The sequence below is a fragment of the Synergistaceae bacterium genome (genome assembly GCA_017540085.1).
Lineage (GTDB): Bacteria > Synergistota > Synergistia > Synergistales > Aminobacteriaceae > JAFUXM01.
Map to the genome: position 1 here is coordinate 1 of JAFYBQ010000017.1, position 18774 is coordinate 18774.

At 49.5% G+C, this 18774-nt stretch carries 15 protein-coding genes; 3 read left to right on the plus strand and 12 right to left on the minus strand.

From position 1 onward, the window contains the following. Positions 1–573 (plus strand): transposase (locus tag IKQ95_03270; protein ID MBR4195714.1); only part of this gene is annotated, 573 nt, incomplete at its 5' end. Positions 574–663: 90 nt separating this feature from the next. Here IKQ95_03270 and IKQ95_03275 read toward each other — a convergent pair. From IKQ95_03275 to uvrA, 8 genes are all read right to left on the minus strand, one after another. Beyond that, positions 664–1935, minus strand: a complete 1272-nt coding sequence (locus tag IKQ95_03275; protein ID MBR4195715.1) for an amidohydrolase — start codon at positions 1933–1935, stop codon at positions 664–666. Between the two features lie 7 nt (positions 1936–1942). Further along, the gene (locus IKQ95_03280; GenBank protein ID MBR4195716.1) at positions 1943–3193 is read right to left on the minus strand and encodes an adenosylhomocysteinase; all 1251 of its coding nucleotides are present in this window, start codon (positions 3191–3193) and stop codon (positions 1943–1945) included. 22 nt (positions 3194–3215) lie between these two features. Then, complete coding sequence (locus tag IKQ95_03285; protein ID MBR4195717.1) at positions 3216–4208, minus strand: hypothetical protein; 993 nt, start codon at positions 4206–4208, stop codon at positions 3216–3218. 33 nt (positions 4209–4241) lie between these two features. Further along, on the minus strand, positions 4242–4637 hold the full coding sequence (locus IKQ95_03290) for a hypothetical protein (protein MBR4195718.1): 396 nt from the start codon (positions 4635–4637) through the stop codon (positions 4242–4244). 12 nt (positions 4638–4649) lie between these two features. Next, a complete protein-coding gene (locus IKQ95_03295) occupies positions 4650–4892 on the minus strand; it encodes a hypothetical protein (protein ID MBR4195719.1) in 243 nt (80 codons plus the stop codon). A 115-nt stretch (positions 4893–5007) separates the two neighbouring features. Continuing rightward, the gene (locus IKQ95_03300) at positions 5008–5316 is read right to left on the minus strand and encodes a hypothetical protein (GenBank protein MBR4195720.1); all 309 of its coding nucleotides are present in this window, start codon (positions 5314–5316) and stop codon (positions 5008–5010) included. A 43-nt stretch (positions 5317–5359) separates the two neighbouring features. Then, positions 5360–6670, minus strand: coding sequence for a hypothetical protein (locus IKQ95_03305; GenBank protein ID MBR4195721.1), 1311 nt, complete (start codon positions 6668–6670; stop codon positions 5360–5362). Positions 6671–6934: 264 nt separating this feature from the next. After that, a complete protein-coding gene (gene uvrA / locus IKQ95_03310) occupies positions 6935–9736 on the minus strand; it encodes an excinuclease ABC subunit UvrA (GenBank protein ID MBR4195722.1) in 2802 nt (933 codons plus the stop codon). A gap of 138 nt (positions 9737–9874) precedes the next feature. Here uvrA and IKQ95_03315 point away from each other — a divergent pair, with 138 nt between their 5' ends. Then, complete coding sequence (locus tag IKQ95_03315) at positions 9875–10987, plus strand: TerD family protein (protein ID MBR4195723.1); 1113 nt, start codon at positions 9875–9877, stop codon at positions 10985–10987. A 61-nt stretch (positions 10988–11048) separates the two neighbouring features. Here IKQ95_03315 and IKQ95_03320 read toward each other — a convergent pair whose 3' ends face one another. After that, a complete protein-coding gene (locus tag IKQ95_03320; GenBank protein ID MBR4195724.1) occupies positions 11049–11468 on the minus strand; it encodes a flavodoxin in 420 nt (139 codons plus the stop codon). A gap of 18 nt (positions 11469–11486) precedes the next feature. Next, positions 11487–12095 (minus strand): DUF3793 family protein, encoded by a 609-nt coding sequence (locus IKQ95_03325; protein ID MBR4195725.1) that lies wholly within the window; start codon positions 12093–12095, stop codon positions 11487–11489. A gap of 183 nt (positions 12096–12278) precedes the next feature. On the opposite strand from IKQ95_03325, the gene IKQ95_03330 reads away from it, so the two are divergent. Then, positions 12279–15827: a hypothetical protein gene (locus IKQ95_03330; protein MBR4195726.1), complete on the plus strand. Its 3549-nt coding sequence runs from the start codon at positions 12279–12281 to the stop codon at positions 15825–15827. 54 nt (positions 15828–15881) lie between these two features. On the opposite strand, the gene lepA is transcribed toward IKQ95_03330, so the two are convergent. Together lepA and IKQ95_03340 are read right to left on the minus strand one after the other, a co-directional pair. Then, a complete protein-coding gene (gene lepA, locus IKQ95_03335; GenBank protein ID MBR4195727.1) occupies positions 15882–17693 on the minus strand; it encodes a translation elongation factor 4 in 1812 nt (603 codons plus the stop codon). 85 nt (positions 17694–17778) lie between these two features. Beyond that, positions 17779–18774, minus strand: a 996-nt coding sequence (locus IKQ95_03340; protein MBR4195728.1) for a hypothetical protein, incomplete at its 5' end; no start/stop codon positions are given.

An 18774-nucleotide genomic window follows, 5' to 3' on the forward strand; every position in this document is an offset into this window, starting at 1 on the left:
CAGGTACTCACAGAATTGAACAACAGAGGAGTAAAAGACGTATTTGTGTTCTGCGTGGACGGCCTAACAGGATTTCCAGATGCGATAAAAGGGGTGTTCCCCAAATCGGATATTCAGCTGTGTATAGTTCATCTTGTTCGGAGCAGCTTGAAATACGTATCGTATAAATACCGCAAGGAATTAGCGCGAGATTTGAAGGAAATCTACCATGCCGGGACGTTGGAGGGCGCAGAAGCAGCCTTGCTCAGACTGGGCGAAAAGTGGAACGAGAAGTCGCCAGCAATCTACTCGCTTTGGGAACGTAACTGGGAGAACATAATAACAATCTTCACGTACCCGGCGGAGATAAGACGAGTGATATATACGACCAACACGATCGAGTCGCTCAACGGAGTAATAAGAAGCCGCATGAAAACGAAACGGATACTAGGGAGCGATGAGAGTGCGGTGAAACTGGTATGGATAGCGGTATCAAAAGCATCCCAGAAGTGGACAATGCCGATAAGCAACTGGTCAAAAGCATTAAGTCACTTCTATGTGAGATACGCAGACCGTTTCCCGAAAGTGTCATAGAAAAATCTCATACACAGTTTACTTGACAGACCCGAAAATTATCGTGAAGCGCAAAAAATTCCCCCGCCTTCTTTTAGACGAGGGATTAATTTATCTCGTTATCGCGTCTCTTGCCTCCCGCGCCTTCTGCATGATCTCTTCACGGTCAAGCGTGGGATATTCTCCGTTCCTGTACAGCCATTTCCCGTTTACCATTGTCCCGGCAACGTCCGCAGAGCTTCCCGCATACACCAAGTACGCCGCTAAATTCTCCTCGTTCACTCCGATATAGTGCGGTCTGTCGAGATTCACAAGCACTAAATCAGCGTACCAGCCCTCGCGGATCATTCCTTTCTGCGAGAAGCCGTAAGCCCTCGCACCCTCGTACGTTGCCATCCTCAGAGCCTCAAGAGCCGTAACGCATACGGGATTCATTTCTACGCCCTTGTGGAGAAGTGCCGCCGTCCTCATTTCATTCCACATGTCAAGCTGATTGTTGCTCGACGCTCCGTCAGTCCCAAGCGCAACAGGGAATCCCCGCTCAAGCCATGAGGGTAACGGCATAATCCCGCTGCCTAACTTGAGGTTGCTGCAAGGGCAATGAAGCAGCGTAACATTTCCGGGAAGCTCTGATTTAGTATCAAGGTATACGGCATGTGCCAGCGTCAAATACGGTACATCGAGCAATCCCGAATCGCTAAGATATTTCACGGGATCAACGCCTAAATTATCGCGCTCGCCTTTCGTTTCGAGGAAGTGAAAATGTACGCCGAGTCCGTGAGACTTCGCTGCCTCCGAAATTTTCCTCATGGCCTCAATAGGGACTGTGTACGGGGCATGGGGGCCTATCTGTATCGTGATGAGTCCTTCCCTGCCGTGATACTTTTCCGCAAGGTCAATATTATTCTGCAACGAACGCTCAATTTTTCCCGGTTCGCCCGCCGTTAATCCCCTGCAAAGTGCCGCCTTCATTCCCGCGCCTAATACAGCCTCCGCGACTCTCTCCATCTCGAAATACATATCAGCAAAGCACGTTGTCCCGGTCGCTAACATCTCAAGCATGGCCGACAGCGTTCCCCAGTAGATATAGTCCGGCGTTAATTTCGCCTCAACAGGCCAGATTTTATTTTGCAGCCACTCCATTAACGGAGCTTCCTCGCCGAGGCCCCGCAGTAACGTCATGGCCGCGTGTGTGTGTGCGTTTACGAATCCGGGAATGACCGCCATTTTTCCGCGCCCTGAGACTATTTTGTCTGCTGACGGGGGAGTCTTCCCTGCGTCAATTATTTCTGCGATTCTTCCTTTTGAGACAAGAATATGTACCCGCTCTGCTTTTTCCCGCGAGCCGTCAATAATGTATACGTCTTTGAACAGTGTAGCCATCTCTCAATTACTCCTGCCAGCTTTTCATGTACTCGATTTGCTCCGGGGTCATTGTGTCAATCTCAATCCCTAACGCCGAAAGTTTTGACTCCATCACTGCCCTGTCTGTTTCCGCCGGAACAGGGTAAATTCCCGGCTCTGCTGTCAGTTTCCGCTGGTAAATGTGGAGTGCTGCCTCAAGCTGTAACGTAAAGCTGAGATCCATAATCTCAATGGGATGGCCGTCAGCGCAGGCAAGGTTAGTGAGTCTTCCCTCGCCGAGAAGGTTAATCCGCCGTCCGTCCCTCATCACGTATGTGTCGATATTGTCGCGGAGGTGTTCAACGTGATCTGCCAATGCTGAGAGATCCGGCTTGCTGATTTCAACGTCAAAATGTCCCGCGTTGCCGAGAACGACTCCGTTCTTCATTCTCATGATATGCTCCCGGCGTATGACGTGAATATTTCCCGTCAGCGTCAAAAATATATCGCCTATCTCCGCGGCTTTCTCCATGCTCATCACGCGGAATCCGTCCATAAGTGCCTCACATGCTTTATGCGGGTCAACCTCAGTAACGACTACATGCGCGCCCATTCCTGCGGCTCTCATTGCAACACCGCGCCCGCACCAGCCGTAACCGACAACAACGACAGTTTTCCCCGCGACAATCATATTTGTTGTGCGTATGAAGCCGTCCCAAACAGATTGGCCGGTTCCGTAACGGTTATCGAATAAATATTTGCTGAGTGCGTCATTCACCGCTATCATCGGGAACTTCAATACCCCCTGCGCGTTCATGGCTTTTAACCGTTTCACGCCTGATGTAGTTTCCTCAGAGCCTCCGAGAATGCCGGGGATAAGTTCGGGAAATTCCTGATGTACTGTCGCTACTAGGTCTGCTCCGTCATCGACAATTACATTCGGCTTATAGGCCAAAACTTTGCGGACGTAGCCGAAATACTCATCTGTTGACATTCCGCGGCGGCTGTAGACGTTGACTCCTTCTTCCGCGAGCGCGGCGCAGATGTCATCCTGCGTTGAAAGGGGATTGCTTCCGCAGGCGGCGACTCTTGCTCCGAGCTTGCGCAGGGTAATGAGGAGATTTGCTGTCTTTGCCTCAAGGTGAAGGCAGGCAGCTATTGTCGCTCCTTTGAAGGGCTGTGAGTCTCTGTACTTGTTGTAGCTGAACTGCAATGAGGGCATATACTGCCACGCCCATTTGATTTTGTTCCGGCCATGTTCAGCCAGTGCCAAATCTTTCACTTCATAGTCTGCCATGAAAATTTTTGCCTCCTGAATGTTAATTCGCTGATATTATCTTACACTCGGTAATACTGAATGCCTTGTTCCATAATTCTGTGTCAACTTTTTCGACATACCCCTGAACCGTGATGTTCTTTCCCGTCTCAATGACCGACAATAACGGATCATTACGCGGAATGAAGCACACAGCCACCGCCCTTTGATTCAGGTCAGAAAAATATATGTCGAACTCAACGGCGGGCATACCGTCTTCAGTCTTAATCCCGGTGATTTCCCCGTTGAGGCGGACAATTTTGCCCTTGTACTGTTTCTCGGCCTTGAAGGGATTTCCCACGTAAACGCGCAGAAGAGTCTCAGGCGATACAGCGTCAACATTTCCTGCCCTGAGATATTTTCCGATATTCTCAAAGACATTGGCGGCCTTCATGATGTCGTCATCAGTAACAAATTTTGCGTAATCGCTGTGAATCCAGCCTAATTTTTTCTCTTCAGCTTTGGCTGTGAGTCCCGGCCTGTAATTGACGAGTATCCATCTCTGCCCGTTAGGGTTAGTCCATTCGCCGAGGTAGTCAGAAATTTCCGGGGGGTTATAGGTTTTGCCTTTCCTGCTGCCTGCTTTGAGGGTAGCAATGATGTTTGCGCTTGTGTTTGGCTGTGAGCGTAGGCGGACATTCTCGGAAGGGATTACGGCGTTTATGCCGGGGATGTATTTGTATGTTCCTTTGCCTGTGATGTAGGCGGGGAGCTTTTCGCTTTTGACCATAGCTTTGATTTCGGCGAGGGCTGAGTCTTGGGTGAAGGGCTTTCGGCTTTTGAGGGCTGATATTTCCTTCTGGATTCCAGCGGAGAAAGAGCGGTTTGTGCTTCTACCTGCGAGATATGACGCGAGATTTTCGGAGAATGCTGCCCCGTCGGGCGCGTATGTGCAGTAGAGATCGGCCAGCATTGGGAATGCTTCCGGCATGGCCTCGGCTTTGGGCGATATAAGGACTAAAGCAAGAATAATTGTTGCTGACACTTTGATTTTCATGTTCAATCCTCCTGATTAATGGATGCCGCTATTCTACCATGCCTGAATATTTGCGGGGTGAGTCAGAAAAAAAGCCCTCCCGGAGATCACCCAGCTTTCACCCTGCGGGCTTGTCCATTCTCCGAGATAATTATATGCGTTCTCCGCTATGTTGGGATTGTATTCTGAGGCGTAAAGCTCCGTTACGACTCTCGCGTCCTTGCTGGGCTGTGAGGGTATGCTGGTGTTCCTGATGATGTACGCGCTGTTGATTTCGGGATTGTACGTGTACTGACCTTTTTCGAGAATATAGCCGGGAAGTATTCCGTTGTCTGTCATCTGCTGGATTTCCTTCACTGCCTGCTCCTGTGTTATGATCTGTTTTTTGCTGAAGGCTGATATTTCCTGCTCCATTGATGTTTGGGAATTTCTGTCATACTCAAGCTGCATTTCGTAGGCTGATTATGTTTCTGTAACAAAATTTCCCCTGTCATATTCGAGCTGGGTATATTTGCAGGCAAGATACACTGACGCTTCCGGCATAGCTTCCGCAATTCTGAGCGGTAACAGAAAAGAAGCGAACGCAACAAAGAGCCTGTTATCTTTTGCATTACGCCCCGATGACTCTTTTCTGCCCGGAAGATATGACTCAAGCAATGCCCACATCCTGTCGGAAAAATCGTGCCGTCTGAAATCTTGTGCCATCTTTTTCTCAAATTGACGACACTATCTAGAATCTTTCCATCGAAATATAGATTTCGGATTATTCTTGTGTATTTCACACTGCTTTGTTTCTTGGAAGGTTCATAACGTCCTATGTCTAAATTTTCAATATCAAATTATTCGCTCCAAAGGTCGGCGTGTAAATAACTTCTTTAGACATTTTCAAAATAATAGAAAGCCCAACTTTTTCTTTAATGGTGCTAAGAAATTTATAATACTCTTTGATATTTAACGGTTTACAGTCATCACGCATACGAATTATTAAATCTTTGTTCATTGCTACAAGTCGCACATTAATAGTGTGAGGCTTCCCATCACTAAAACCATGTTCAGCTAAAAGTATTCCCAGCTCTTCGATTATTAGTCCAAAGTTCCGGGCGCGTTTTTCATCGGCTTCATGTTCCATTGCGAAGACTATTCCTATTCGTGAAAGTTCTTCAATTTCCTTTTCAGAATGGGCTATAACTGAGAATTTCAGGCGACATGCCAAAACTTTTTGGCAGCAGCAGCATTTTATCTCGAAAATCTTCAGCCTCTTTGTTCATGTAGACATAAATTATTGCGATTAGACTCATAACTAACATGTGAATAACTTTTGCAACCCAAGCACCATGATAGCCCATAACATTCAAAAGCAAAAATGTAATCGGCACAATATCTCCACATTCAAGCAGAAAGGTGTAGAGATTACAAAAGCGTATTCGTTTTATCGCCGTCAGATACATGCCAAAGTTATCTACAATTGTGCGGAATGGAAGAGAAAAACACGAAACCCGTATACACTCAACCGCCATTGACAGCGCAGCAGGGTCGCTGGACTTCATGAAAATTTTCGCAAGAGAATCCGCAAAAACAAAAAACAAAACTGCTACGGCACTTGAATTAATTAATGCATGAACTAAGGCAATTTTTTGTACTTCTTTGAGCGAACCTTTGTCCTCTTCTCCGATTCCGATAAAAATTCCAGAAAAGTTGAGAAGATTTGATGCCGTAGCTGACCACGCCGCACGAATATAAACTGTAATCTGTGCAAAGACTCCGTAAGCTGCGACAAGATAGGGCGTATGAAGAGAAGTAAGCAAATTATTTATCATCATACCGCCTAATGCACTGCTTCCCCTGTAAACCCCGGAAGGTGAGCCGAGCTTTATCATGTCAAGACAAATTTTATAGCTGACTCCCTTAGCGGAAAGATGAAAACTTGAGACACTCTTGAAGAAAAATGATGCCTCAACCGAGAAAGAAATGAAATAGCTAAGAGAAGTTGCAAGACCAAGCCCAAACATCCCGCCATGAAGAACAAAAATTACAAAGGCATCGGCGGCAATGTCTATGACCGTCATCGTGAAAGCACCGACAACAACTCGCTTATACTGCCCTTCGAGTTCAAGATAAGGCGTAAGAATTGCTGCAAGCGTCAAAAATGGCAGGCCGACAATATAGCCGAAAATATATTGGCGGGTCATTTCTAGAATATCATAGTCTCTTACTCCGAGAAGAAAACATACACCGTCGGAGAACACCGCAATAAGAAGTGCTGTTGAAAGTGATATAAAGCCTCCCAGAATAACGGCGTTTGAAAAAATTCGGTTGGCTTCGGGAAGGTTTCCGGCTCCAAGAAAAGGTGCAGTCTTGACTCGCGCTCCATTAGCTACATTAGTTCCTATAAAGCCCAGCAACATTATCAATGGTGCAACATAGCCCATAACCGTTACGCCGTTTATGCCGATAAATTGACTTATAAAAATTAAATCAATCATCGGCCCTATCGACCTAGAAATATCTGAAAGACCCCATGCGATTTCTGCTCTAGTGAATAACCTGCTGAGAATTTTATTCTAAACCTTTTCTCCGTAAAGATTTTCCATTGACATTCTGTTCCCTAACATACTGTGCAATCACGAGGCTTATCGCCGACAGAGAAGCGCTGTGAGAGGTCGATACCAGAATCCCTGATAGCTTCTTCAAGCAGTGTATATTTGCACGCAAGATACACTGACGCTTCCGGCATGGCCTCCGCAATTTTAGCACACAGCAGAATATTCCCGCAGGAATTTTGACGTATACCCCTCATTCCCGGCTATAATCTCTTCCGGCGTTCCTGACGCTACGACATGGCCGCCCCTTTCGCCGCCTTCCGGCCCAAGATCAACAATATAATCCGCCGACATGAGAACGTCTAAATTATGCTCAATGAATATTACTGTGCTTCCCCCGTCAACAAGCCTGTGAACAATCTCAAGCAGTTTCCGCACGTCCGTGTAATACAATCCCGTTGTAGGCTCATCGAGAAGATACAGAGTCCGCCCGGTGAATTTCTTTGACAGCTCTTTGGCCAGCTTCACGCGCTGCGCCTCCCCCCCTGAAAGAGTCAATGCTGACTGACCCAGCCCGATATAGCCGAGTCCCGCGTCATGAATGAGTCTGAGCTTGCCCGAAATTTTCGGAATGTCCCGGAAAAATTCCCCAGCCTCGTCTACCGTCATCCGCAATACGTCCGCGATATTCTTCCCCTTGAATCGTACCTCTAACGTTTCGTGATTGTAGCGAGTCCCCCCGCATATCTCGCAGTCAGAATATATGTCAGGAAGGAATAGCATTGACGTTTTCACGCTCCCTGCGCCCCCGCATGACTCACAGCGTCCGCCCTTTACGTTGAATGAAAATCTTCCGGCGTTCCATCCCCGTATCTTTGACTCAGGAAGCCCGGCGAAAAATTCCCGTATCATCGTGAAGACTCCTGTATACGTTGCGGGATTAGAGCGTGGAGTTCTCCCTATTGGACTCTGATCGACAAGGATAATATTCCCGAAAATGTCAGCTCCTTCAATCGCCCGAAATTTTCCCGGCCTTTCTCTGAAATCCTTATCGAGGATTCGCCGCATACCCTTGTACAGCACATCATAGAGAAAGCTGCTTTTCCCAGAACCCGAAACGCCCGAAATACACGCGAAAACGCCCGCAGGAATGTCAACGTCAATATTCTTCAGGTTGTTATGAGCCGCCCCCCTCACGTGAACCCAGCCTGACGGACTCCGCCGAGACTCGCGCATGACAATCCCGCACTCCTCGCCGCGGAGATATTTCCCCGTTTTTCCGTCAGACCGCAAAATCTCATCATAGCTTCCCGCGCAGAGAATTTCCCCGCCGTTAGTCCCCGCTTCCGGGCCAAGCTCTATGAGGTCATCGGCTGACTGCATCATTTCCCGGTCATGCTCGACAACAACAACGGTATTTCCGAGTGCCTGAATCGATTTTAGGGAGCGTATCAATTTCTCGGTGTCCCGCGGGTGAAGTCCTATTGTAGGCTCATCGAGGACGTACAGCACTCCGCTGAGGTTGGAGCCGATTTGAGTCGCAAGCCTTATCCGCTGAGTCTCACCGCCTGAAAGAGTATCAGCCCGGCGCAATAACGACAGGTAGCCGACTCCCACATCGCACAAGAATTGCAGCCTCCGTATGATTTCCGGCATTACCTGCGCGACAATGGACGACTCCGAGTCTGTCAGCTTCAGGGACTTCATGACGTTCACGAGATTTTCGGCGGGCATTACGAGGAAATCACCGATACCATATCCGGCGACTTTGACATTCAGAGCCTCTTTTCTGAGACGGAGTCCCCCGCAGGTTTTGCAGACATCCTCCTCGCGGTATAACGCTACTTCCTCCGCTACGTTCTCATTGTCGGCAAACCACTTCAATTTTGCCTCAAGCCATCCCGTAACGCCCTCAAAGCGTCCCATGTAAGGCCGTGCGATTCCTTTCTCATCAAATATCATGGGTATCTTCTCATCGCCTGAGCCGTTCCAAATAAAGTCTTGAATCTCCGGGGCTAAGTCTTTCCACTTCACCGACAAATCCCAGCCGTGTTTTTCCGCGAACATGTTTAATTTTGTGATTGAATACGGTTTTGACTTCCACGGGATAATAGCACCGTCCAACACAGACCGCTCTGGGTCAATGGCAAGCTCACGGGAAAAATGTTCATGACTCCCAAGCCCCCCGCAGTCAGGACACGCCCCTGCGGGATTGTTGAACGAGAACAAGCGCGGCTCAATTTCCGGCATACCTATTTCGCAGTCAGGGCAGGAATAATTCTCGGTCATCGTGTACTCCTCTCGGCCTTCCGGGTGAACCGTAACGAATCCCCCTGAAAGTTTGAGGGCTGACTCGGTGCTTTCGGCCAGGCGTGTGCGTTTTTCGGGTGAGACTTTGAGGCGGTCAACAACAATTTCTATATTATGCCGCTTGTTTTTGTCGAGCGATATTTCTTCCTCAAGATAATATGTTACCCCGTCAACCCTTGCACGCGTGTATCCTTTCTCGCGTATACTGCTGAAGAGATTCCGAAATTCGCCCTTCTTGCCTCTCACAACTGGGGAAAATATTTCGGTCTTCAGCCCGTCTTCATGACTCAGAATGTAGCCTAAAATTTCGTCGATGGAATGACGCTGAACGGGTTTTCCGCATTTAGGGCAGTGAGGGATTCCGATTCGCCCGAAAAGCAGCCGGAAGTAGTCGTAAATTTCTGTTACAGTTCCGACAGTGGAGCGGGGATTGTGGCCTGTACCTTTCTGTTCGATTGAGATGGCCGGGGACAAGCCGGAAATTTCATCAGCGTCGGGCTTCTTCTGCACTCCGAGAAACTGACGGGCATACGCCGACAATGACTCAACATATCTCCGCTGGCCTTCCGCGTATAACGTATCGAACGCAAGCGATGATTTCCCCGAACCTGAAGGCCCGGTGATTACGGTGAACTTTCCGCGCTGAATGTCAATGTCTATATTCTTGAGGTTGTGTTCTCTTGCGCCTCTGATTGATATAACGCCGCCGCCGGGGGTGCGTTCCGCTGAATCTGTTATATTGTTAGGGATGTATCCTGCTGATGTTGTCTCCAAGTCATTTTTCCTTTCATGTATACTGTGATTATTATTTCGTACATTTTAGCAGGGGTGAATATTATGGAAATGGTGCGCGGCTACAGGGGGAAAATTCCTGCGGACATTATAACGGTTGACATGAATATTTCCGGGAACGCGGTCTATGATTTCTCGTGTTTCGGCGTTGACGCTGACGGAAAATTATCGGATGACAGGTACATGATATTCTACAATCAGCCCGAATCGCCCGGCCATGAAATCACGTACACGCCTTCAGACAGCGGCGCGAGTTTTACGGCTGACCTTGCGAGACTCCCGGCAAAAGTCGCAAAACTTGTATTCACGGCGAGCATTGACGGAGACGGAACAATGAGCGAAATTGCGTCCCACACTCTGAGGATTTCCGGCGGAGGGGAAGAGCTGTATATGACGCTTGACGGCGGGGACTTCCACAGCGAGCGGGCTATAATCAGCGCGGAGATTTACCGCAAAGACGGCTGGCGGGTGAATGCTGTAGCGTCCGGCTTCAACGGGGGGCTTCCTGAACTCCTGAAGAGCTACGGCGGAGAAGCGGAGCCAGTCCCGGCCATGAAGCCCGTAATCCTCGAAAAGCATCAGAAAGTCAGCCTCGTGAAATCTTCCGACAGTCCCGGCGAGATAATAATCAATCTCAATTGGAACAGGGGCAGCGAACGGAAGCGGCTTATGTCTATTTTCTCCAAGAAGGACGGCGCAATAGATTTAGATTTAGGCTGCCTGTACGAGCTGAAAGACGGCAGGAAGGGATCTGTTCAGGCACTGGGCGGGAATTTCGGAAATCTTGAGGCGTACCCGTATATTTCGCTTGACGCTGACGACAGAACCGGGGACACTGCCGGGGGTGAAAATCTCCGTGTAAACAGCGCGGAAATTTCCCGGTTCAAGCGCATTCTCATATACACGTTCATTTACGAGGGTATAGCGAACTGGCAGGACGCAAACGGAGTCGCAACGGTGAAATGTCCCGGCAACCCTGATGTTGTCGTGAGGCTTGACGAGTACAACACCTCCGAGGGAATGTGCGCCATTGCCATGCTTGAGAACGAGAGCGGCGACTCATTCACGGTGGAGAAGCTGATACGATTTTTCCCCGGACATTCAGAGATGGACGCGGCATATTCATGGGGCTTGCGCTGGGTGAAGGGGAGAAAGTGAGAAAGGAAGCCTGCCCCGGCAAAAGGAGTCAGCGAAATTCCGGGGCAGTGTGAAATTTCTGTTACGCCAATTTTGCGCCGAACTCTTTGCACTCGGCTGTAGCGTCATCATCCGGCTCAAGATGAGCTTTCACGGTAGCGATGACATTCGCGCCTGCGTCCTTGCAGCGGTCTTCCCATGTCCTGAGCCATTCCCCGTCGCCCCAGTCATATGACCCGAAGAGGGCGACTTTCTTCCCTGAGAGACTCCCAGCGGCCTCCGTGAAGAACGGCTCCATTTCGGCCTCCTCGATTACTTCCGCGCCCATTGCCGGAGAACCCAGCGCGATAACGTCATACCCTGCGATTTCTGACACTGACGCTTCCCCGACTGTCTTGCAGGTTACGTCAGCCCCTGCAGCTTTTGCTGACTCGGCGATGATTTCCGCCATTTTCCCGGTGTTTCCTGTTGTTGTTACGTAGACGATTAAAACTTTTGCCATTGATACAGCCTCCATGATTTATATTGCTGAACGCCCCGACATTATCATCAGGGCGGCTTCGCACTCTGCTTTTCTGTACTCGCTGAAAATTTTTCTTGCCTCTTCCGGGTTTCCGTAGACCTTCCAATATCCCGGGCAGGCTAAATTCTGCGCGTTCCTGTCCTCCATGAATCCCCTGACATCATCGGGCGGGTAATCGAGGAAGAGTCCAATCTCGTGCGGGAAGTCATGACAGAATTTTCCTCTGAGGCATTCGAGGCAGGCATCGACATCATGAAGGGGATAGCCGCAGGATTTGAGGATATGACATGCCTTGTCGCACCCAAGAGCCTTAGCGAGTAGCCCGCGCCTGTAGACCAGGACAAGCGCACTGTCATTCACGGAAGAGTCGCCGAGCGTAATCCACTCAAGCCCGGAAGGTGAAAGCCATTCGTCAGCGTGAAGCCTCCAAATTTCCCGGATATTCTCGCCTTTTCTGCGCCGGAAATTTATCAGCGTCGAGGCTTTTATCCCTTTGATAGTTGGAGCGCAGAAACAATAAAACATTCCCCGCATGAAATTTTCGGTGTCAGCATTCTTGATGTATTCCATAAATTTCCTGATGATGTCCGCGTTTTTTCCTGTCATGATTTTCTGCCGTGAGTATAATTTTTGTTTGACTGAGCAAATTATAGCACATTCCGATTTTTGCCGGGCGAATAAATTGGTACATGGCCGACTCCGATATTCGCTGTAGGAGTATATCTGCTTATCACAGGGAGGTTGTATCATGCAGAAAATTTCATGCCGCACTTACGGGGGTAATATGCCATGAGAGTCAACACAAACATGTCAGCCCTAGCGGCCTTCAACGCATTCACAAAAAGTAACACCGCAATAGACTCGGTAATGCGCCAGCTTTCGACAGGACTCCGCGTAAACTCAGCAGCCGATGACGCAGCCGGACTCGCTATCAGTGAGGGACTCCGCGCACAGAAGGCAGGACTTGACCGGGCATTACACAACGCGCAGGACGGTATATCGCTCATTCAGACGGCGGAAGGGGCTTTAGGCGAAACAAATTCCATGCTTCAGCGGATGAGGGAGCTTGCGATTCAGGCGGCAAATGACACACTCACAAGCCAGGACAGGCACTATATACAGCTCGAAATTGAAGAGATCAAAGCCCACATCGACCGCATAGCCAGCACAACGCAGTTCAACGAGCGCAAAGTTCTTGACGGAAGTATCTGCGGAACAGTAACATCAACAGACACAGCGACAAAAGGCTACGTACGCGGGGCAATTCAGAACGCAGGAAATTACCGCCTCGAAATCAAAGCCACTCCCGGACAGGCGCAAGTACAGAAGTCCAACATCTTCAGGATTAAGCATGACAATGTAGTAACGAATCTCATGCTCAACAGCTCAGAGGGATTCAAATCGTTATCCGTCAACGGACTGCCCCCCGGAAATTTCACCGTCTCAGCGTCCAAAGCAGGAGGAGGAGCGGCGGAAACTTTCTACAACTCCAAACTCACAGGAACAGTAACAGAAGGAAACACAAGCGGATTCGCCGAAACTATGACTGTTACATTCACGGACTCAGACGGCAATAAAGGGAGTCTTTCTGTTGACCTCGAAAGCACCGACACAACAAACGAGCTTGTAGCCGCGGCAATATCGAATCAGCTCAACGGGAAAACCGTCAAAATCGCCGGCAATGAATACGCGCTCCAAGTCTCAGACAACGGGGACGGCACTTATTCCGTTTACACAGAGAAAGGCGCAAAGGGACTCAGCAGTATTAGCAGCTCCGTAGAAATCTATCTTGAGAAGTCAACAACTCTTTCGGCAAACTCAAGCACATCGGCAAACAGCGTTATTTACACCACAATTTCGCAGGGGACAATCAGCGGTGCTTTGTCGTCCTCACAGGCTGTAACATTTTCATTCACAAACCGCGGAGGCTCAACAGGAACATATAATCTCACGATTCCGGCAGGGTCAGCGCAGAACGCCGCGCAGTATATAGCCAGTCAGCTTGACGGTAAATCAGTCAGCATAGGCGGCAAAACTCAGTATCTTACGTGCACGTCTGAAGGCTCAAGCTACTACATTACCACAATCACCAACACAAGCAGCGAGGTCATCAGCAGCATATCATCAAACAACAGTTCTGTTACAGGCTCTGTAAGCTCAAGCACAAGCACAATCACAAACTCATACGCAACGACAATTTCAGGCACTGTAACTAAAGGCAATGAGAATGTTGTCCCGGAGAAAATAACGCTGACATTTCACGATTACAATTCGGGATATGATCTTGTTGATGTCGGGACTTTCGGGGCAGTGCCGTATAACAGCCAGTATGACCGAATGTATAGGAGGACGGACAAAATAGAGATTGATGTTCCGTCCGGCACTACAGCGGAGGAAGTCGCGCAGAAAATCAAAGACGCTGTTGACGCAAAAGCAAGTCTCACATTCGGAAGCAACACAATCGGCATAACGGGGTCAGTTTCAGGGACAAACTACACTATCACTACGGACTCGCACAAGCTCTACAGCATTCCCGTTGCGGTTGATATTACACTTGAGGGAGACGCTAAGGGAGCTACAACAGGGACGGCGGATGACGGTTACCCGGAGGATTTCGAGTCGGCCGGAGTCGCGGCGAATGTGAGTCTCACGGGGTTTTTCGGGAATCCTGCTGTCGGCGGTGAACTGTCGCAGGGAATATCGTCATATTTCGACAGCTCAATGGCCGAGAACAACGCAAGCATTCTTTTCCGGGTTACGGGGAATTACACGGACGAATTAACCGGGAAAAATACGCTCTCACTTTCTGCGGTCTCAAGCGTCCTCACTGCTGACGGAGAAAACAAGACATTCACGAAAACAATAACCCTCACGACTGACAGCAATTCGGCGGAAATAGGCTCCCTTCTCGGCGAGGATGATAATCATCTCACAATGTCCCTGCCGGATCTGTATAACCTCGACATAGGCGACAAGTTTGTCGTCAGCGTCAGCGGGGCGGGGCCGAGGGGAAGCCGTGCGGATACATCGCTTTACGTCAACGGAACTCAGGACTCTTCATGGCCTTCAAGCTGGGACGACTATATGACCTACAATGACAGCAAACTCTATTACAACCTGAAATCCGGCTCAGTGCAGAACAAAGATGTTCACCTTCTGAATTTCTACCTCAACAGCAATAACGGTGAAGTCAGCCAGGGGGATATTATTCTCTCGCTTGATGACAATTTCAGCCCCGATAATCTTCCGGAGGGAGTCTCTGACATAACATCACAGCAGACAACGGAAATGGCCTCCTTCACGTCAAACTACATCGGGAAAATCGCGCTGGGCGACACAAAACTCCGCGACCTTGAGCCGTTCTGGAACTCAGAGGGCGTTTTCATGCTCGAACAGCCGCAGGTCATAAGCATAACGCAGAATGACGGCGCAAAGACTCAAATCACGCTCAGGGGAACTGACACGCTCAATGATGTACGGCAGAAGCTCAATGACGCGATAGCATTCGGACTCGGACAGGGGAAATATATCGAGGGCGGAGAAGGCAATAATATTGTTACGTTCGTTGAGACTCCTGACGAATCCGGCGCGGGGCTTGAGACTGTGCAGGGTACGTTCCTGATTCGGTCGCTTGTTCCGGGGAAGGCAGGCGAGCTTACATTCACGAGCGATTACGGCGCATTGATTGACGCTCTCGGACTGAACACCGTAAAGAATGCTGAAGAAAGCTATTACACCGTCTCAGTGTTTAACGCTCATGACAATTCTACAGTGGCAAGGAACGTAAAGACCTCCGGGAATATCCTAGCCGGGGTTGTCGATAAGAATGTTGATATAGAGTTCAGCGCAATGTCGGGAGTCAAAGCAGTGTGGAATGATGTCGAGAAAAATTTTATCCTCACCCCCGAAAATGACACCTACTCAACGACCGTCCACATCGCAAGGAACAACGTAACATTTCAGACAGGCACACATAAAGGCGAGGAAATCACGCTCGACATCGGCAACATGTCATCAGCCGCAATAGGCGTATCAGCAGTGAACGTAATGAATCATGAGCGAGCCGCCGATGCCATCGACACAATCGACCGCGCTATAAGCATAGTGTCCTCCCAGCGGTCAAAGCTAGGGACATATCAGAACGCCCTAGAGCATCACATGAATACATTGACCGTAACGAACGAGAACATGACCGGGGCGGAGTCAAGAATCAGGGACGCGGATATGTCGAAATCGTTGATGGACTTGGTGAAGTTCAGAATCATCAACCAGTCAAGCGCGTCAATGCTGTCTCAGGCAAACCAGCTCTCGCAGTCCGTAATGAGGCTCATGCAGTAACAGGGAAAATTTTTCGTGCTGCCTTCCCGGAAATGGGAGGGCAGTTTTTTTGTGTCATTTCTCGCCCGTATCTACCTGCATGAACGCCAAGAACGCCTCTTGAGGGATTGATACTTTTCCGATCTGCTTCATGCGCTTCTTGCCCTCTTTTTGTTTCTCTAGGAGCTTGCGTTTACGGGTGATGTCCCCGCCGTAACATTTCGCTAACACGTCTTTACGCAGTGCCTTCACGTTTACACGGACGATTACCCGTCGCCCTATTGAGGCCTGAATAGGAATTTCGAACAACTGAGACGGGATTAGCTCCTTCAGTTTTGTTACTACAGCATGACCCCGGTTATATGCCGCGTCCTTGTGGCAAATGAACGAGAAAGCGTCAGCGGCCTCGCCGTTCACGAGAATGTCAACCCGAACTAAGTCGCTTGCCTTCAGCCCGATTAATTCATAGTCGAGAGACGCATAGCCCCTAGTCTGCGATTTCAGTTTGTCGTGAAAGTCAACAATAAATTCTGACAATGGCATCTCGTAAACCAGCCGGACTCTTTCGGGGGTGATATAGTCCATTGATTTGTACGTCCCGCGCTTGTCCTGTACTAACTGCATTACGCGCCCGGTAAATTCCGACGGCATGAACACAGACAGCTTTATGTACGGCTCGCGAATCTCTTGAATCTCTGACGGGTCCGGGAAATCTGAAGGCCGATGAGCCTCGATAATATCCCCGGAGGATTTGACGACTTCATATATTACGTTCGGTGCAGTGGCGACAAGCTCGACTCCGTATTCCTCCCTGAGTCTTTCGCGTACAACATCCATGTGAAGCAGTCCCAGAAAGCCGCACCTGAATCCGAATCCGAGTGCCTCTGAGCTTTCCGGCTCATATGTTACGGCGGAGTCATTGAGGCATAATTTCTCCAATGCGTCGCGCAGTTGCGGGTAATTGTCGCGTTCAACGGGGTAAAATCCGCAGAAAACAACGCTCTTCACCTTCTTGTAGCCGGGAAGGGGAGAGTCCGCCGGGTTGCCTGCGTCCGTGATTGTGTCGCCTACTTGGGCTTCGGCAAGCGTCTTAATGCTCGCGGTAATGTAGCCGACCTCGCCTGCTGTGAGTTCCTTTACGGGTGTGAAACCGGGACGGAAGACTCCAGCCTCGTTGACGGGGTAAGTGATTCCGTTGGCCATGAACATAATATTTTGTCCCGCTTTGATTGTACCGTTCACGACTCGGACATAGCATATTACACCGCGGTAATTGTCGTAAACAGAGTCAAATATGAGAGCCTGCAAGGGTGCTTGAGGGTCTCCGGCGGGGGCGGGAATGTCCGTAACAATACGCTCTAATATCTCAGGGACTCCCGTGCCAGTTTTCGCGCTGGTGAGTACTGCGTCTGAAGCGTCGAGGCCGACAACATCGGAGATTTCCTGCTTTGCGCTGTCGGGTCTTGCTGACGGGAGATCTATTTTGTTGATGACGGGGAGAATTTCGAGTCCCTGCTCGATGGCCTGATATGCGTTTGCGACTGTCTGAGCCTCCACGCCCTGAGTCGCGTCAACAACGAGCAATGCGCCTTCACACGCGGCAAGTGAGCGCGATACCTCGTAAGCAAAATCGACATGGCCGGGAGTGTCTATAAGGTTGAGGATATATTTCTGTCCGTCTTTGGCGGTGTAATCCATTCTGACGGGGACGAGCTTTATTGTGATTCCGCGCTCGCGTTCGAGAGTCAGCGAGTCAAGAATCTGTGCTTTCATTTCGCGTGAAGAGATTGTGCCGGTTGACTCTAAAAGGCGGTCGGCAAGGGTAGATTTTCCGTGATCTATATGGGCGATAATGCAAAAGTTTCGTATGTTGTTCAATGATTTCACCTCACGAAAATAATATCACGGCGCAAAAAACTCACAAAAAATCCCCCCGGCCATGAGAGGCCAGAGGGAAAAATCTGCGGTTATGTTACTCCGTGATGATGTAGAGTTCGTTGGTTTCGATTTCGCCTGCTTCTGACTGAGCTTTTGCGCTGACCTTGAAGTCCCCTGTTACCATTTCAGCAGGAAGAGTGAATATCCCCTCGTCTGAAACTGTGATGTTCACGGGCTTGTCGTCAACGTAAACGGTAATGTCTGAGACATTCGCGCCCCAGTTGCTGACGGTGAAACTGACGGGAGTATTCTCACGGACTTTCACGAGATCGCTGTCCCTGTCATCATATGATTCGAGGATGTCATCACTGACGATTTCGAGGTCTGCCGAAAGATTGGCGGAGGTGTTGCCTGTTCCTGCGAGACCTGTCTGATCTGTGGGCGATGAGGGGATTTGCGGAGTCTCGCCGACCGAGTCAGCCTGCCCGGTGTCTGACGTTGTATCCTGTGAGGGCGATGCGCTCCCTGTATCGGATGTCGAATAGTAGCCGCTGCCAATTGTCAATGAGAACGACTTTATGTCGGTATAGCCGTACTTGTCCTTTACCTTGAGCGTGAATGAATACGTGCCTTCTATCGTCGGAGTGCCTCTGAGGTACAGGAAGTTACCTGAACGGTACATGCTCAGCCCGTAAGGAAGTGTGCCGCTTGTCTTTGTCCATGTGTACGGCGATGAGCCTCCCGTTACTTTCACGTAATCGTTATAGTATGTGCCGACTCTGCCGTTCAGGAACGTGTATGTTATCGAGACCGGGTTGGCAGCAATAATCATTGTGAATGACTTTGTTGTGGTATTGCCATACGTGTCCTTTACCTTGAGGGTGAACGAATACGTACCCGCTTTTGTCGGAGTGCCTTTGAGATACAGGAAGTTGCCTGAACGATACATGCTGAGGCCGTTAGGAATTGTGCCGCTTGTCTTTGTCCATGTGAACGGCGACGTGCCTCCCGTTACTTTCACGTAATCGTTATAGTATGTGCCGACTCTGCCGTTCAGGAACGTGTATGTTATCGAGACCGGGTTGGCAGC

Coding starts and splice junctions, on each gene's coding strand:
- IKQ95_03275 (MBR4195715.1), bottom strand. CDS start 1,935: ATGGCTACACTGTTCAAAGACGTATACATTATTGACGGCTCGCGGGAA.
- IKQ95_03280 (MBR4195716.1), bottom strand. CDS start 3,193: ATGGCAGACTATGAAGTGAAAGATTTGGCACTGGCTGAACATGGCCGG.
- IKQ95_03285 (MBR4195717.1), bottom strand. CDS start 4,208: ATGAAAATCAAAGTGTCAGCAACAATTATTCTTGCTTTAGTCCTTATA.
- IKQ95_03290 (MBR4195718.1), bottom strand. CDS start 4,637: ATGCAGCTTGAGTATGACAGAAATTCCCAAACATCAATGGAGCAGGAA.
- IKQ95_03295 (MBR4195719.1), bottom strand. CDS start 4,892: ATGGCACAAGATTTCAGACGGCACGATTTTTCCGACAGGATGTGGGCA.
- IKQ95_03300 (MBR4195720.1), bottom strand. CDS start 5,316: ATGGAACATGAAGCCGATGAAAAACGCGCCCGGAACTTTGGACTAATA.
- IKQ95_03305 (MBR4195721.1), bottom strand. CDS start 6,670: ATGATTGATTTAATTTTTATAAGTCAATTTATCGGCATAAACGGCGTA.
- IKQ95_03315 (MBR4195723.1), top strand. CDS start 9,875: ATGGAAATGGTGCGCGGCTACAGGGGGAAAATTCCTGCGGACATTATA.
- IKQ95_03320 (MBR4195724.1), bottom strand. CDS start 11,468: ATGGCAAAAGTTTTAATCGTCTACGTAACAACAACAGGAAACACCGGG.
- IKQ95_03325 (MBR4195725.1), bottom strand. CDS start 12,095: ATGACAGGAAAAAACGCGGACATCATCAGGAAATTTATGGAATACATC.
- IKQ95_03330 (MBR4195726.1), top strand. CDS start 12,279: ATGAGAGTCAACACAAACATGTCAGCCCTAGCGGCCTTCAACGCATTC.